This window comes from Kosakonia sp. WA-90 (assembly GCF_039871955.1).
GTDB classification, from domain to species: domain Bacteria; phylum Pseudomonadota; class Gammaproteobacteria; order Enterobacterales; family Enterobacteriaceae; genus Kosakonia; species Kosakonia oryzendophytica.
Map to the genome: position 1 here is coordinate 33,484 of NZ_JBDPLJ010000008.1, position 15,888 is coordinate 49,371.

General features: G+C 56.6%; 16 protein-coding genes. 7 read left to right on the plus strand and 9 right to left on the minus strand.

Annotated features, from left to right (window positions below; all coding sequences use genetic code 11):
• Nucleotides 1-22 precede the first annotated feature (22 nt).
• Both ABGA49_RS14475 and ABGA49_RS14480 read right to left on the minus strand, forming a co-directional pair.
• Complete coding sequence (locus tag ABGA49_RS14475; protein ID WP_061493401.1) at nt 23-1,708, minus strand: NAD-dependent malic enzyme; 1,686 nt, start codon at nt 1,706-1,708, stop codon at nt 23-25.
• 67 nt (nt 1,709-1,775) lie between these two features.
• On the minus strand, nt 1,776-2,717 hold the full coding sequence (locus tag ABGA49_RS14480) for an AEC family transporter (RefSeq protein ID WP_061493402.1): 942 nt from the start codon (nt 2,715-2,717) through the stop codon (nt 1,776-1,778).
• 440 nt (nt 2,718-3,157) lie between these two features.
• Here ABGA49_RS14480 and ABGA49_RS14485 point away from each other — a divergent pair, with 440 nt between their 5' ends.
• Nucleotides 3,158-4,489 (plus strand): 2-hydroxycarboxylate transporter family protein, encoded by a 1,332-nt coding sequence (locus ABGA49_RS14485; RefSeq protein ID WP_061493403.1) that lies wholly within the window; start codon nt 3,158-3,160, stop codon nt 4,487-4,489.
• Nucleotides 4,490-4,573: 84 nt separating this feature from the next.
• Here the strand turns inward: ABGA49_RS14485 and ABGA49_RS14490 are convergent, their stop codons facing one another.
• On the minus strand, nt 4,574-4,861 hold the full coding sequence (locus ABGA49_RS14490; protein ID WP_263099528.1) for a hypothetical protein: 288 nt from the start codon (nt 4,859-4,861) through the stop codon (nt 4,574-4,576).
• Nucleotides 4,862-4,998: 137 nt separating this feature from the next.
• On the opposite strand from ABGA49_RS14490, the gene ABGA49_RS14495 reads away from it, so the two are divergent.
• Nucleotides 4,999-5,613, plus strand: coding sequence for a TetR/AcrR family transcriptional regulator (locus ABGA49_RS14495; RefSeq protein ID WP_347665723.1), 615 nt, complete (start codon nt 4,999-5,001; stop codon nt 5,611-5,613).
• On the opposite strand, the gene ABGA49_RS14500 is transcribed toward ABGA49_RS14495, so the two are convergent.
• From ABGA49_RS14500 to ABGA49_RS14525, 6 genes are all read right to left on the minus strand, one after another.
• Nucleotides 5,614-6,216, minus strand: a complete 603-nt coding sequence (locus tag ABGA49_RS14500) for a PqiC family protein (RefSeq protein ID WP_347665724.1) — start codon at nt 6,214-6,216, stop codon at nt 5,614-5,616.
• Nucleotides 6,213-7,835 carry an MlaD family protein gene (locus ABGA49_RS14505; protein WP_347665725.1) on the minus strand — a complete coding sequence of 541 codons (1,623 nt, stop codon included), beginning with the start codon at nt 7,833-7,835 and terminating at the stop codon, nt 6,213-6,215. The genes ABGA49_RS14500 and ABGA49_RS14505 overlap by 4 nt, the downstream gene beginning before the upstream one ends.
• Nucleotides 7,832-8,440 carry a paraquat-inducible protein A gene (locus ABGA49_RS14510; protein WP_347665726.1) on the minus strand — a complete coding sequence of 203 codons (609 nt, stop codon included), beginning with the start codon at nt 8,438-8,440 and terminating at the stop codon, nt 7,832-7,834. Before ABGA49_RS14510 ends, ABGA49_RS14505 begins: the two co-directional genes overlap by 4 nt.
• Nucleotides 8,437-9,063 carry a paraquat-inducible protein A gene (locus ABGA49_RS14515; RefSeq protein ID WP_347665727.1) on the minus strand — a complete coding sequence of 209 codons (627 nt, stop codon included), beginning with the start codon at nt 9,061-9,063 and terminating at the stop codon, nt 8,437-8,439. The genes ABGA49_RS14510 and ABGA49_RS14515 overlap by 4 nt, the downstream gene beginning before the upstream one ends.
• A 61-nt stretch (nt 9,064-9,124) precedes the next feature.
• On the minus strand, nt 9,125-9,787 hold the full coding sequence (locus tag ABGA49_RS14520; protein ID WP_347665728.1) for a DUF3313 domain-containing protein: 663 nt from the start codon (nt 9,785-9,787) through the stop codon (nt 9,125-9,127).
• 205 nt (nt 9,788-9,992) lie between these two features.
• On the minus strand, nt 9,993-10,577 hold the full coding sequence (locus tag ABGA49_RS14525) for an NAD(P)H-dependent oxidoreductase (RefSeq protein ID WP_061493405.1): 585 nt from the start codon (nt 10,575-10,577) through the stop codon (nt 9,993-9,995).
• 112 nt (nt 10,578-10,689) lie between these two features.
• Here ABGA49_RS14525 and ABGA49_RS14530 point away from each other — a divergent pair, with 112 nt between their 5' ends.
• The 5 genes from ABGA49_RS14530 (at nt 10,690) to ABGA49_RS14550 (ending at nt 15,859) form a co-directional block, all read left to right on the plus strand.
• Nucleotides 10,690-11,274, plus strand: coding sequence for a TetR/AcrR family transcriptional regulator (locus ABGA49_RS14530; RefSeq protein WP_061493406.1), 585 nt, complete (start codon nt 10,690-10,692; stop codon nt 11,272-11,274).
• A gap of 78 nt (nt 11,275-11,352) precedes the next feature.
• Complete coding sequence (locus ABGA49_RS14535; RefSeq protein WP_347665729.1) at nt 11,353-12,609, plus strand: nitrate- and nitrite sensing domain-containing protein; 1,257 nt, start codon at nt 11,353-11,355, stop codon at nt 12,607-12,609.
• 287 nt (nt 12,610-12,896) lie between these two features.
• On the plus strand, nt 12,897-14,156 hold the full coding sequence (locus tag ABGA49_RS14540) for a CmpA/NrtA family ABC transporter substrate-binding protein (protein ID WP_134318767.1): 1,260 nt from the start codon (nt 12,897-12,899) through the stop codon (nt 14,154-14,156).
• A gap of 10 nt (nt 14,157-14,166) precedes the next feature.
• Nucleotides 14,167-15,054 carry a nitrate ABC transporter permease gene (ntrB, locus tag ABGA49_RS14545; protein WP_061493409.1) on the plus strand — a complete coding sequence of 296 codons (888 nt, stop codon included), beginning with the start codon at nt 14,167-14,169 and terminating at the stop codon, nt 15,052-15,054.
• Nucleotides 15,055-15,064: 10 nt separating this feature from the next.
• Nucleotides 15,065-15,859, plus strand: coding sequence for an ABC transporter ATP-binding protein (locus tag ABGA49_RS14550; protein ID WP_347665746.1), 795 nt, complete (start codon nt 15,065-15,067; stop codon nt 15,857-15,859).
• Nucleotides 15,860-15,888: the final 29 nt, after the last annotated feature.

Below are 15,888 nucleotides of genomic sequence, written 5' to 3' on the forward strand. Positions count from 1 at the left end.
AGTCCTCCGTGGTCAGGCAGGTTTAGAACGAAGCGCGTTTATAGGCGCTGTAGGTGGCATTCCACCAGGTTTTATCCAGGCTTTGCTGCAATGCGTCTTCGCTCATGGCGGGCGCAACACCTTCTTGCTGTGCCACACGGGCTACCTCAAGCGCAATCGCACGAGAAACGCTTTCGATCATTTCCACTGGCGGCAATAATCCGCCTTTCTCGGTCGTTGCCAGCGGCGAATGCGCAGCAAGGGTTTTACTGGCCGTTACCAGCATCGCTTCTGTTACGCGGCTGGCTTTGCTTGCCAGTACGCCAAGGCCGAGGCCGGGGAAGATGTAAGCGTTATTACATTGGGCAATCTCGTAGTGTTCGTCCTGCCAGAATACCGGCGCGAACGGGCTGCCGGTGGCAATCAGCGCAGCGCCCTGCGTCCATTCGATCAGATCTTTGGGCTGCGCTTCCGCACGTGATGTGGGGTTGGACAGCGGCATAATAATCGGGCGCGGGCAGTGGCGATGCATCTCTTTGACGATCTCTTCGCTGAACAGTCCCGGCTGACCGGAGACGCCAATCAGCACGGTTGGGTGGGCGTTGCGCACCACTTCCAGCAGCGAGATATTGGACGACTCCACCTTCCAGTGGGCGATGCTCGCGCGTGAGGTGACCAGATTTTGCTGGAAATCCAGCAAATTAGGCATGTCATCCGTCAGCAAGCCAAAGCGATCAATCATGAAAATGTTGTTGCGTGCCTGTTCCGGCGTTGCGCCATCGGCAACCATCAGCGCCATGATTTTGTCGGCGATACCGCACCCGGCCGAGCCGCTACCGAGGAACACTACGCGCTGATCGCGTAAACGTGTCCCCGCCACCTGCGACGCTGCCATCAGCGTGCCGGAGGTGACCGCCGCGGTTCCCTGAATATCGTCGTTGAAGCAGCACAGCTCATTACGGTAGCGGTTAAGCAGTTTCGTCGCGTTCTTCTGCGCAAAATCTTCAAATTGCAGCAGCACGTCCGGCCAGCGGGTCTTCACTGCCTCAATGAACATATCCATAAACTCAAGATATTCATCGTCGCTGATGCGGGGATGTCGCCAGCCCATGTACAGCGGATCTTCCAGGTGCTGGGTATTGTTAGTACCGACATCCAGCATAATAGGCAGCGTAGACGCCGGGTGAATCCCCCCGCAGGCGGTATACAGAGAGAGTTTGCCAATCGGAATGCCCATCCCGCCGACACCCTGATCGCCCAGGCCAAGGATACGTTCGCCATCGGTCACGACGATCACGCGGATGTCGTTACGGGAAAAGCTTTGCAGCATTTCATCAATATGATGGCGGTTTGGCCACGAGATAAATAACCCACGTGCACGGCGGTAAATTTCCGAGAAGTGTTCGCAGGCTTCACCCACTGTCGGGGTATAAATAATCGGTAATGTTTCCTGCATATGCGTGCGCAGCAGGTTATAAAATAAGGTCTCGTTAGTATCCTGAATATTGCGCAGATACACGTGGCGAGAGATATCTTTTTTGAAATGGCAGAACTGTTTCCACGCGCGATCGGTTTGCTCTTCAATGCTTTCAACATTGTGAGGTAATAAACCGTGCAGGTTAAAGGCGAGGCGCTCTTCTTCAGTAAACGCCAGTCCTTTATTCAGTAACGGGTTTTCCAGTAACACTGCGCCATTATAAGGCGTATAAAGTGTTTCTTTGCGTGACATTATTGCTGCTCCTGACTAAATAATAACGACACCACTGTCGTTGTATCGGGGATATCAGATCTCAGTGTCATGAAATCAGATAGATCATGATTCCCTCAGTTAATACGCCGATCGCAGTGCCAATAAGAATGGAAGAGGATGCGGACTCGATATACGTTTCGCTGCGTAATGCAAACATGCCCGCAGCGATAGCGGATGGGGTGGCACCAATAATCACCACCTGCTGCATTAAGGTATGACTCAGGCCGAAAGCCAGTCCGGCGGCAGCCATCATGGCAGGCTGGATCAGGTTTTTAATGCTGATATTGGTAAACGTCTGCAGGTTTAACGACGGGCGCTCGCCGTAGAAGAGCAGACCGAGTGCGAACAGTGACAGACCACCGGCAATTTTACCGACCATCTCAATCGGCGCGCTAAGCAGGTGTGGTAATTGCACTCCCGCCAGGCTGAGCAGCACCCCGGAGATAGGGATCCAGACGATAGGATTACGCACTGCACGCATCAGGTTTTGCAAAATCAGTTTGCCTGGATGCAGCGCTTCGCTATCGGCATTTTTATCCCCCATGCGGATCAGAATAATGGTCAACGGGATCATAAATACGCTGGTGATTACGTTGCCGATCAGCACGCCTAAGAAGCCTTCCGGCCCAATCAGCACTGCCAGTACCGGTGCGCCGAAATACGCCATATCAGGAAAGGCGCAAACCAGAGACTGTATGGCGCTGGTTTTAATATCGTGGCGGAAAACATAGCGCGACAGGATCAACGTCAGTAAATAGGAACCCATCAGGCCAATAATCAGAACCGCCATAAACGAGAAGTTTTTGATCTTTTCCGGGTTGGTGTTTAACGCGCCGATAAACAGGTGAAAAGGGAGCGCAAATCGGATCACCACCGTGGCTAACACCGTGGCATCTTCACGACGCGTATAACCTAATTTCCCGCTCAGCCATCCCAACAGCATAATAAATACCAATGGGAATAAAGATTGTAAAAGTAATGAAGGCATAAGATATCCTGGGTTTTGTTTTAACTTGTTTTCAGGCGGCACTCTATCGGGAGCCTTTATCCCCGGAGGTGACTGGAATCACACTTCTCCTGTTTTAATTAGTTTCATAATGGCTACTTTAATTAAATGGATAATAAGAAAGGCTTAAGGGGTTATTTTTATTAGAAATATCTGAAATGAATATCCTGGCGGTTACTTTATTTACAAATAGCTGAGTTAAGTTATTTAAAATGGAATTACCACGGTATTCACAATTTTAACATTGGAAAACAGGCATGCTCTTTACAGTCAGCCGTCGTTGGTATTTATTCAATAATAACTTCCTGGTGGCAATATTTATTACTTTGGTTTTATTTTTTCAAGCATTTTATCCATTACGAATAACCCTGAGGTTATTCCTGGCCCACTGTTATTCATTAATAGCGAATCAGGTGAAAATAATGAAAGATAATCCTCTTAACCCCTCTGTAGAAACCGCCCCGGCAGGCGGGCAACTCGCCCGTTTGCAGGGGCTTGAAGTCGGCGCGGTACCACTGCTGCTGTTTGTGGGTATTGCTTCGATCGTTGCGGTATCGGCATCCGCCGGTTTACTGCCCAAAAATATGATTGGCGGCCTGGCGGTGATCATGACGCTGGGTTTCGCCTTCGCCAAAATCGGGCGTATGCTGCCCGTCCTGAAAGACATTGGCGGACCGGCAATTTTGTGCCTGATGGTACCGTCGGTACTGGTCTATTTTGGCATGTTCGAACCCCACACCATGGCGACGGTTCATCTGCTGATGAAAGAAGCCAACCTGCTCTATTTTGTCATTGCCTGTCTGGTGGTGGGCAGCATTCTGGGGATGAACCGGATTATCCTGATCCAGGGGATGATCCGTATGTTTGTGCCGCTGGTGGCTGGCACCGTGATGGCGGTGGTATCGGGGCTGCTGGTGGGCATGCTGTTTGGTTACACGCCGTATCACACCTTTTTCTTTATCATCGTGCCGATCATTGGCGGTGGCATTGGGGAAGGCATATTACCGCTGTCGCTGGCCTATTCGGCTATCCTCGGGCAAACGCCGGATGTCTACGTCGCACAACTGGCACCCGCTGCGGTGGTGGGCAATATTTTCGCCATCATCTGCGCCGGGGTGCTGGCGCGCATTGGCGTGCGCCGTCCTTCGCTTACCGGTAACGGTATGCTGATCCGCAGCGATGACGATAACCGTATTTTTACCCAGACCCAGAGCGCCCAGCAGACGGATTTCCAGTTAATGGGCGGCGGGTTGTTGATGATTTGCGCCTTTTTTATCGTTGGCGGGTTATTTGAAAAACTGGTGCATATTCCGGGACCGGTGCTGATGATCCTGATTGCCGTGCTGTGCAAATATGCGCAGGTGATCCCGGCGTCCATGGAGCAGGGCGCGCACAGTTGCTATAAATTCGTGTCGGCTGCGCTGGTCTGGCCGCTGATGATTGGTCTGGGCATGCTGTATGTGCCGCTGGAAAGCGTTGTTGCGGTCTTTTCCGTCGGCTATGTGGTGGTGTGCGGTTCGGTGGTGATTGCCATGGCGCTCAGCGGCTATTTCATTGCTTCATGGCTGAATATGTACCCGGTGGAAGCGGCGATTGTCACCAGTTGCCACAGTGGCCTGGGCGGTACCGGCGATGTGGCTATCCTCTCGGCGTCAAACCGTATGTCGCTGATGCCGTTTGCGCAGATCGCCACCCGTATTGGCGGTGCGTCGACGGTGATTGCGGCAACGTTGTTGCTGAGCTGGGTAGTGTAATGCCGACAACACTGCGCTGCTAAGCGGCGCAGTGTTTTGCAATCAAAAAGTTGTCCGCAAGCAGGTTGCGCCCTAAAAGATCCATTAACGGAACAGCAAAAATAGCCAGACTGAGGCGGTAATAAATGCGACCAGCGTCGAGCCCACCCATGCGGCAAGAAAGAAACGGCCAATGCTGTTGCGGGCTTTCAGCGCGCGGTAGTAGGTCAGGCTGAACTCCACATACCAGATAAACATCACCACCGCGATCAGCATCTGCATCAGCAGATTGTTGCCGACAAACGCGCTGAATACCGTCTGCGTCAGATAATTTACCAGGTTAGCCAGCAGCCACCAGCCGAACGTTGTGGGGTTGAGCACCTTGTTGAACACATCACACTCCTTTGTCATTTCACTCTGGTCGCCACTATACGCGGCTCGTACCCGTTCGGGTATGCCTGCGCGATGGTTGTGCTGGCGGCAAAATGGTAAAGTCAGACTAAACCGTTCAGTTAATTATCGAGGCAGCATTGAGAACACTTAGCGAGGAACGTCGTCAGGCCATTATCACTGCCGCGGCGGCTGTTTTTCAGGAACAGGGCTATGAGCGCACGTCGATGAGCGAAGTGGCCCGCCGGGCCGGTGGTTCCAAGGCCACGCTGTATAACTACTTCACCTCGAAAGAGGCGTTATTTGAGTCGGTGGTCAGAACCTACAGTACGCAATTCCTGACCCAGGCGGCAGCCGAGTTAACCAGCCCGCAAAGCCAGACGCTTACGCTGGAAGAGCGGCTGACGCGCTTTGGCGTCAGCATGTTGCAGGTGCTGACCGGGGATAACCAGGCGCTGCAACTTTACCGCATTGTGGTGGGGGAAGCCGGGCATTCGGATATCGGCACACTCTTTCGGGAGTCGGGCATCCGCGAAAGCATGGAAACGCTGGCGCAGGCCATGGGCGAGGCGGTGCAGAAAGGGGAATTGGCCGAGGCCAGTCCGGCGCTGCTTGCCAGCCAGTTTACCGCGCTGATCAAAGCCGAGACGGACGTGCTGCTGCTGAAACAGGCGATCCCGGTCTTCACTCCGGCGCAGATCGGCGAGATGGTCAAACGCGGCGTCCGTCTTTTTCTGTATGGTGCGCGGACGTAATTACCGGGGGCAAACCGCGTGCTGATAGCCGGATGCCGCCCACTGCGATAGGGTGCTGGCTATCTGCCCGGCAAGTTGCGCCACCTGCGTTTGCCAGGCGGCGTACATATCATCCTGTCCCGTTAATGCTCGCGTTAAGCTGCTCTGGCACAGCAATACACCGCGCTGTCCGTTCCCTTTGACCGCCAGCCGCCAGTCCGCCTCCAGGCTCAGGGCATGGCCTGGCCAGCTATCAAAACGCCGCAGTTGCAACTGGATGAGGACCACCGGTCGGGACGGCTCGCGCGCCAGACCGTCGACATCCTGCGCCCCCAGTTGCGCCGACATACCTGCGGAGAGCGCGCGTTGCAACTCCTCTCCGAGTGGGTTCAGCCAGCGTTCGTTTTCCCGTATCGCCATGCCGCTTTGCCCCAGACGAACCACCACCTGCTGCCCGTCCAGTTGCGAGGGCACACCCGGCGCAAATACATCAATATCATACGGCGCAGCCTGTACCGCGTGCGGCGGTGACACGGGCGATAACAGCGTGTGGTAGCGCACAGGCGCGGAGGTACAGCCGCACAGCAGTACGATGACCGTGGTTAAGAGGGTACGGATACTCATGGTTTTTCTGCCTGAGACGTCGTGTCGGGGTGAGTGGGATCGGCGGGGGTGCCGGTCAGCAGCGATTCCGGGTTGCGCGTCAGTTGCCCGGAAAGACCGCGCAGGGATTTCAGCGTGCGTGTTGTCTCTTGCAACGCTTGCAGAATGTTAAGCACCAGCGGCGAATCGTCTTCCAGTAGCGTACGCGCATTATCCGCCGTGGCCTGTGTGTGCTGCATCAGCGTGGCCGCCGCGGGCAGGGTTTGGCTGTTCACGGTTTTCAGGGTTTTGTTCAGTTCTACCAGTGCGCCATTGAGGTTATTGCCGAGGGAGGCGAGGGGCAGTTTATCCACCTTATTGACGATACTGGCCACCTGCTGCTGGATGTCATCCAGGCTACCGCCAATGGTCGGGATACGCAGCGGCACCGCATTGAGATCAAACGGCACGGCAGGGGCGTTCGGGAAGAAGTCGATGGAGACGAAAAGCTGCCCGGTCAGCAGACTGCCGGTCGAGACCTGCGCCCGTAAACCGCGCGATACCAGTTCGCGGGTAAATAACGCCGTCGCCCGGTCGAGATCGCTGGCATGCGGCGGCAACTTTTGCAGCACATTGCCCATGCGTGACGGATAAACGTCGATATCGACCAGTGTCGGGAACGCATAATGCTGCGGGTCGTAATCCAGGCTGATGGCTTTCACGCGGCCAATCACCACGCTGGAGAAGGCCACGGGCGCGCCAATGCTCAAACCGTGGAGCGCGCGATCAAAGCGTAAGCGAAAGGTGATCGGCGGGCCGTCGGCGGGGGCCATCGCGGATTCTTCATCCGGCGCAAGGCGATAGATGGCGGGTTCAGCCTCCGGTGACGGCGGGGCGTCGTCTGGCGTAGAAAACGCAATACCGCCGCTAAGGATGGTGGCGACGGTGCCGGTTTTAAGACGAAAACCGCCGCTTCCTGCCGACAGGTCAATGCCGCTGGCATTCCAGAAACGCGTGGCAGCGGTCACCAGATGATCATAGGGCGCTTCAATAAATACGCTTAAGCGCACGCCTTTCCCGTCGCTGCGCAGCGCAAAGGCGGTCACTTTCCCCACTTGCACTTTCCGGTAATAGACCGGGGAACCGCTCTCCAGCGATCCTAAATCATCTGCGTCAATCGTGAACAGGCGGCCCGGTACATCACTGACCACCGGCGGCGGGTTTTCCAGCCCGGTAAACTCATAGGTGGGCAGGCGGCTTTTGCCTTTATCGAGGCCGATATACGCACCGGAAAGCAGCGTGTCGATGCCGCTGACGCCGCCGATGCTGACCCGTGGGCGTACCACCCAAAAGCGGGTATCCGCGCGGGCAAGGTGGGCGGCGCTGCGGTTCAGCTTCACGTGAACGCGAACCTGATCATCTTCCTGACTGAGGGTGATCGCGGTAACGACGCCAACAGCGACATCTTTATATTTCACCTCGGTTTTGCCCGCTTCCAGTCCCGCCGCGCTACGAAAAGAGAGGGTAATGTCCGGGCCTTCCGCCAGCCGCGCCTGTAAAAGAATGTTGAGGGTGCAGGCCAGCGCAATCAACGGAATCACCCAGATCAGCGCGCTTTTCCAGTCCAGCCGCCCCCGTTTGCCCGCAGGAACACGGATCATGATCGCCTCCAGATCACACGCGGATCAAAGCTCAGTACTGACAGCATGGTCAGCACTACCACCAGCGCAAAAAACAGAATGCCTGCCCGCGGCTCGATGCTGGCAAGCCCGTGGAACTGCACCAGACCGCTCACCACGACCACCACCACCACGTCGAGCATCGACCAGTAGCCGGTCCATTCCATCAGATGGTAAAGCAAGGTGCGTTGGCGTCGTCCACGGCGCGTGCTGCGCCTGACGCTTAACAACAGGAACGTCATCAACATAAATTTCATCAGCGGGATGATGATACTGGCGATGAAGATCAACACCGCAATGCCGATCGAACCGCTCTGCCAGAAGGTGACGATCCCGGCGAAAATTGTGCTCTCTTCACTGCCGCCCGGAAAGCGAGCGGCGGTAACCGGCACCAGATTGGCCGGAATATAGAAAATCATTGCCGCCAGCAGTAAGGCCCAGCTCCAGGCAAGTGGGCGAGGCGTCGGTGGCGCAAAAGGCGACAGGCAGCGCGGGCAATGAACGGGGGCATCAATGTCTTTCTCTGCACGGCACACCAGCCCACACTGGCGACAGCCATAAACGCCGCTCTCAGCATACGGGATCATGTCAGGCTTCCTGTGTTAGCGGAGGAAAGCCGCAGCCAGTAACGGTGGGGATGCTGATTCGCCAGCACAATAGAGAGCCCTACGGCAGTGACCAGCGCCCATCCTCCCGGACCGGCTTCCACGGCAAATTGCGAGGAGAGCTTCACGGCGGAGACCACAAAACCCAGGATCGCGACATCTGCCATACACCATGGGCGAACCCAGCGCAGCGCCTTGATAGTGAAGGCCACATCCGCCGCGTGGTGGTTGCCGTGCAACAGTAACAACACCCGCAGTAGCAGGAATAACTGCATGAATGGCGCGCTCACTAACAGCACGGTGACGCATAACGCCAGCAGCGGCATGTCGCCGTGGTCAACCACTGCGTTGACGGTTTGCCAGAGCGAAAGGGCGTTGTGCATGCCATAGGCCTGAATCATCATGACCGGGCTGTAGCAGGCCAGCGCCAGGGCGATCAGCGCCGTCAGCGTCAGAGGCAAGAGCAGCGCATGCGGGATCAGGCTACTGCGCCAGATTAGCGAACGGCAATGTGTGCAAAACAGCGCCTGTCGCGCGCGTTGCGGATGGTAACGGGAAAGGTGTCCACAAACGGGGCAGGTCATCAGGTGTCGGTATATTTTCATCGCCGTCTGTACAGTAATTCAATGTGATCACTCCCCGAATGCACGGGGAGTGCGCTTCGGGCTACTTCAGCATCTCCGCCAGCTCTTCCGCCCCTTTATCAATGCCGACTTCAGCGGCGCTCAGCGAGCCAATCGTGGCAGAAACGTTCATGGCGTTGGGATACTGTTTGGCGACATACGCCAGCAGCAATTGATTACTGGTCGCGTCATACACTTCAACGGCGTAATTCACATAACCGCTCATCATGCCTTGCCCACCGCGAATCGACTGAACAATGTTGTACGGGCCGCCCGCCAGATCAAACTTGGTGACGGTGCCCACCACCTGCGGCGTGGTGCCTGCGCCGGTCAGCGTTAATTTCAGGCGTAAGGTGTCGGCGGCCGGTGTGCTTTCTACGCGCAGTCGCGGTTGCAGCGTTTCGCGAAACTTTTGCTGCATATAGCTGGCAAGCGCTTGTTTGTCTGATGAGGACATGTCGTCAAACTGGCTATCGCTGCCGTTGTACAGGCTAACCGGTTCAATAATGACGCTGTGGTACTTCTGCCAGTCCACCGGTTTGCTGTAGCGGTAAGGAATACGCGACGCGTTATCGCCGGTATTGGGTTGCAGTTGGGCCGTAGACTGTAATCCTGCATAGCGTACCGGGTCGCTTCCTGAGCAGCCTGCCAGGAAAACCGTCAGCAACAGCAGTGTCGGGGGAATGCCCCTGGAGATTGTTTTCATGCGAAAAACCCTTTTATCGCGCTTGATTATTGAACCGGGTGGCGCAGCTACAAAACTAAACTGAACCGTACGGTTTAGTATTAAGTTCGACGATGATCAAAGTCAAGGGATAGTTTTTCTACGTGATTATTTCACTCACCAGGGAGAACGGCGGGATGCGTGGTGCATCAAGAGATAATGCGCCCCTTCAGCAGGGGCGCACCGCTCAAAAGATCCGTTTTCCTGTCTCATGCGCCTGGTGCAAACAGGCTTCCGGCGTGCCGAGATCCGGCATCATCAGCGTGGTATTGGTCATCACTGGCGCGCCGCAATAATCAAAGATACCGTGAGCGATCTGCGTCTTCCAGGATTGCGCATAGCCATGCTTTTCAAACGTCTTCAGATCGGCACCGCCCAGTGCTACAAGGTGCACCGGCAAATGCCCGAGTTTTTTCGCGACCTTGCCATCCGCACCTTCTTCATAGGCCCAGCCGTTCGTAAACACACGGTCGATCCAGCCTTTTAATAAACCAGGCATCGTCCACCAGTAAATCGGAAACACCAGCACCAGCGCGTCGGCATTGTCGATACGCGCCTGTTCGGCAAGGACATCAGCGGGCAGTGGCGCGGCGTGTGCAAAAGCGGCACTATCTTCCGCAGAAAAGATCGGGTTAAAACCTTCCCGTGTCAGATCGGCGATTTCGGCGCTGTTTTGCGCATTGGCCGCGGTGATCCCTTCGGCAACCGCCTGCGCTACGCTGTGGGTTAAAGAGTGAGTTAATGGATGAGAAACGACAATCAACGCATGCATATCAAACCTCCTCCGTTGCCAGATGGCGTACAGGAACGTAATCTTATATACCAAAGGTAACCTACCATTAGTAAGTTACCTTTGGTATATAAGACTGTCAAGGGGAGAGACCATGAGCGATACCCGTGTGCGTCAACGTCTGACGCGTGAAGATCGCTATACACAGCTGGTGGAAGTGGCCTGGCAAATTATTCGCGATGAAGGTACGGAGGCGTTAACGCTGGGGCATCTCGCAGAGTGTGCGGGTGTGACCAAACCGGTGGTATACGATCATTTCATCAGCCGTTCCGGGTTACTGGCGGCGCTGTACCGCGAATACGATCAGCGGCAGAACCAGAAAATGGATGAGGTCATCAGCCGTACTGATGCGACGCCGGAAAAGCTGGCGGCAGTGATTGCCACTGCCTACATCGACTGTGTGTTACTGCAAGGACGCGAAATGCCAAGCGTACTGGCTGCGCTGGCCGGAACGCCGGAGCTGGAAAAAATCCGCCGGGAGTATGCTGTCGACTTCATCGGCAAATGCCGAACGCTGTTTGCGCCATTTTGCACTCACCCGCTGCGTGATGCGGCATTGTGGGCCATGCTCGGTTCTGCCGAGGGGCTGGCGTGGGCGGTGGTTCAGGGGGCCATCACCGATGTTCAGGCCAAAGACGAATTGTGCGCGGTCATTATAGGAATGGTGCATACAGCGTGACGGGACAAAAAGCGCCATAACATAATGGCTGGCGCGTTGCTTGCATTAGTGAAGTATTGACTTCCCGGGAGTACGCGCATGATAGCCAATTCGTCGACCACCATCCGTTTCCTGTTAGCCTCGCGCCAGTGCGAGCTGAACAGCCTGCGTTATCTGCTGCAAAGCGGTGAACTGGTGGGCAAAATCAGCCAACTGGTGCATATGCTGCAACGCGAGCGGGGGACATCCAATATGTTCCTCTGCTCGGCGGACAGCCAGTTTGCCGATGAGTTGCTCCTGCGCGAGCGCGACGTGGCACAAGCGCAAGCGCCGCTGATGATGCAGCTCGACACACTGGAAAGCCAGATAGCCGCGCTGCCGCAAGCCAGTCGTTTGTTCAGCCACGTGGCAAGCGTGGTCTATGCCCTCAGTTTACTGCCCACCCTGCGCCAGCAAATCCGCCAGCGCGCGCTGCGTTTACCGCAGGCGATGACCTTTTTTAACGACATCATCCGCAACCTGCTTTCGCTGGTGTTTGAGCTCTCCGATACCGCCGCAGAGCCCGCTATTTCCCGTGCGCTGATTGCCATGTTCAGCTTTATGCAGGGCAAGGAGTACGCCGGGCAGGAGCGGGCAACAGGGGCGGCGGCCTTTGCGGTTGGCACCTTCAGCGACGAGACACAGCAAAAATGGCTCGATCTCATTGAACGCCAGGAGCGTTGTTTCGCCACCTTCGCCGATTTCGCCGATGACGAGCACCGTCTTCGCTGGCAACAGATGACCACCGACAGCCACTTTGAACGTTTACGACGCATTGCCTGTACCGGGCGTGAATTCATCGAAGCGGATAGCTGTCTGCGCTGGTTTGCGCTGGCCACGCAGCGCATTGATGCGATGAAAACGCTGGAAGATGCGCTGGCGCAAACCCTGATGGCCCATTGCCGGGCGCGCATCGCCGCCACTGAACAGGCCAACAGTGAACAGCGGGCGGATCTGGAAAGTCTGATGCCGCCGCAGGAAGGGGAAGAGAGCGGTTATTCGGTGTTTATTGATTCTCATGGATGGCTGGAGAGCGGCGGCGTACGCCCGCAGCTCGGGCGCTCTTTGTTAACGCTGGTGCAGCAGCAGTCGCGACGCCTGCAAGCGCTGGATACCGAACTGGCGGCGCTGCGTGAAACGCTCAATGAACGCAAACAGATCGAACGCGCCAAAAGCATGCTGATGCAGCACCGGCAGATTAGCGAAGAAGAGGCCTATAAAACCCTGCGCCGGATGGCGATGAATCAGAACAAAAAGCTGATTGAGATCGCCAGCGCAATGCTGGCGGTAGCGGATGTTTTTCAACCTAATACTTAAGGGGTAGCTGCACGTGAAGGGTGCGAAATGTGCTCTGTGATAGTGCGAAAACGCGACGGAAAACCGCTTTCTGACGGCCCTGAAGCAGGTAAATGCGCCATTCGTTGACCCTGGCACAGCCCTTGCTTTAGTCACATAGCAACAACACAACATAACGCATGCGCGGCCAACGGCGGTCGGGCGTGTGTTAACCGGACAACGGCGTCCATAAGCGTGCAGCTTTGCACCGGCTTATGGACGCCGTTTTTTTTTGCATCCCCACAACGGTGAGCAGCGCGAGGGTGGCAATGAGCGACAACAAAACAAAGGGGATGACGGTTTCCCGCCGTCAGTTTTTACTGGGTAGCGCAGCGCTGGGCGGCAGTCTGCTGCTGCCGTCCGTCGTCAACCGCGCGTGGGCCGCAGGTTCCGATGCGCCGGAGCTGAAAGAGATCCGCGTCGGGTTTATCCCGCTAACGGACTGCGCATCGGTGGTGATGGCGTCGATCAAAGGCTTCGACAAAAAATACGGTTTTACCCTGCTCCCCAGCAAAGAGGCCAACTGGGCCGCCGTGCGTGACAAAGTGGTATCAGGTGAACTGAACGCCTCGCATATGCTTTACGGTCAGCTTTATGGCCTGCAAATGGGGCTCTCTGGCCCGCAAACCGCCATGGCATCACTAATGACCCTCAACCAGAACGGGCAGGGGATCACGCTGGCGAATCAGCTGCACGATGCGGGTGTCAGCGATCTGGCCACCCTGCAAAAGCACATCGCTGCCAGCCCGGCAGGCACATATACCTTCGCCCAGACCTTTCCGACCGGTACGCACGCCATGTGGCTTAACTACTGGCTGGCGAGCGCGGGCATCCATCCGCTGAATGACATTCGCAGCGTGGTGGTGCCGCCGCCGCAAATGGTGATGAACATGAAGATTGGCAATATGGTCGGCTACTGCGTGGGTGAGCCCTGGAATCAGCGTGCCATCAGCGACAATCTCGGTTTTACCGCCGCCACGACGCAGGATATCTGGCCGGATCATCCTGAAAAAGTGCTCGGCACGCGCGCCGACTGGGTGGAGAAAAACCCCAACAGCGCCCGCGCGCTAACTGCCGCCATCCTTGAAGCTTCCCGCTGGATAGACGCCTCTGAAGCCAACCGCCGGGAAACCGCCAGCGTGATTGCCGGGCGTGCGTATCTCAACACCAAAGAAGAGACCATTCTCGGGCGCATGCTAGGGCAGTACGAAAACGGCATCGGTAAACGCTGGACCGATCAGCACGCCATGCGTTTCTTCCACGATGGCGAGGTGAATTACCCGTGGTTGTCGGATGGGATGTGGTTCCTCACCCAGCATAAACGCTGGGGATTCCTCACCGAAGACCCGGATTACCTTGCCATCGCCCGCCAGGTTAACCGCATTGATATCTACAAACAGGCTGCTGCGGCGGTGGGCAATGTGTCGCTCCCGGGCAGCGACATGCGCAGCAGCGTATTGATGGATGGCGTTCGTTGGGATGGCAGCAATCCTGCCGCGTACGCCAATAGCTTTAGTGTGAAGAAGTGAGAGGTTGCAGATGAAAAACCAGGCGCAGATTATCCCCATTCCGTTGGACAACACGCCGCCCGCGCGGACGCAGGCAGAGATCGTCCCGTTACCGGCTAAACCGGTGGTACGCCGCCGTGTGCCACTGCTTCGTCCGCTGATGCAACGCGGGGTTCCGGCACTGTTGGGCATTGGCCTACTGCTTTGCCTGTGGCAGGTTGCCGCGCTCAATAGCAAAGGGTTTCCCACACCGTGGCGGACCTGGCAGGCGGCGCTGACCCTGTTCGCCGATCCGTTTTATATCGCCGGGCCAAACGATCAGGGCATTGGCTGGAACGTGCTGGCCTCGTTGCAGCGCGTGGCGACCGGTTTTGGTCTCGCTGCACTGGTGGGCATTCCCGCCGGGTTCCTGATTGGCCGTTTTCGCTTTGTCGCCAACATGCTCAACCCACTGATCTCTCTGCTGCGTCCGGTCAGCCCGCTGGCCTGGTTGCCGATTGGCCTGCTGCTGTTTCAGCGCGCCGAACCGGCGTCCAGCTGGACGATTTTCATCTGCTCCATCTGGCCGATGATCCTCAACACCGCGGAAGGCGTGCGGCAGATCCCGCAGGACTACCTGAATGTGGCGCGGGTGCTGCGGCTTTCGGAGTTCGCCATTATGCGCAAAATCCTGCTGCCGGCGGCGCTGCCGGGCATCCTCACCGGCATGCGCCTGTCGATTGGCATCGCCTGGCTGGTGATCGTCGCCGCTGAAATGCTGACTGGCGGCATCGGCATCGGTTTTTGGATCTGGAACGAATGGAACAACCTGAACGTGGAAAACATCATTATCGCCATCGTGGTGATTGGGGTTGTCGGCCTGCTGCTGGAGCAGGGGCTGATGTGGATAGCCAGCCGTTTTAACTACAGCCACCGCTAAGGAGACGATGATGCGTACAACGCCCATTATTCAGGTACAGCAGGTTAGCCAGCGCTTCCACACCCGCAGCGGTGAGTTTCTGGCGCTGGATAACGTGAGCTTTGACATTCACACCGGTGAAACCCTCAGCCTGATCGGTCACTCCGGCTGCGGCAAGTCCACACTGTTGAATTTGATTGCCGGTTTGACGCTGCCCACCAGTGGCGGACTGCTGTGCAATAACCGTGAAATCGACGGACCGGGGCCGGAGCGCGGGGTGGTGTTTCAGAACCACTCGCTGCTGCCGTGGCTGACCGCTTACGACAACGTCGCGCTGGCGGTTCGCCAGGTGTTTCGCAGCGAAATGCCCAAACAGGAGATGCATGAATGGATCATGCATAACCTCGAGCTGGTGCATATGTCCCACGCATGGAATAAACGCCCGCACGAAATCTCCGGCGGCATGAAACAGCGTGTCGGCATTGCCCGCGCACTGGCCATGAAACCCAGCGTGCTGCTGATGGATGAACCCTTTGGCGCACTGGACGCCTTAACCCGCGCTCACTTGCAGGATGCGGTGATGGAAATCCAGCAACGCCTGCACACCACCATTGTGTTGATCACCCATGATGTGGACGAAGCGGTGCTGCTGTCGGACCGCGTGTTGATGATGACCAACGGCCCGGCGGCGACTGTCGGCGAAATCATGGCGGTGGAACTGGAACGTCCGCGTTCCCGCGTGGCACTGGCCGACGACGCTCGTTACCAGCGATACCGCCAGCAGGTGTTGCAGTTCCTTTACGAGAAACAGCCGAAAGCGGCCTGACCTCTCTTCCCCTCTTTCGATGTAAGGAT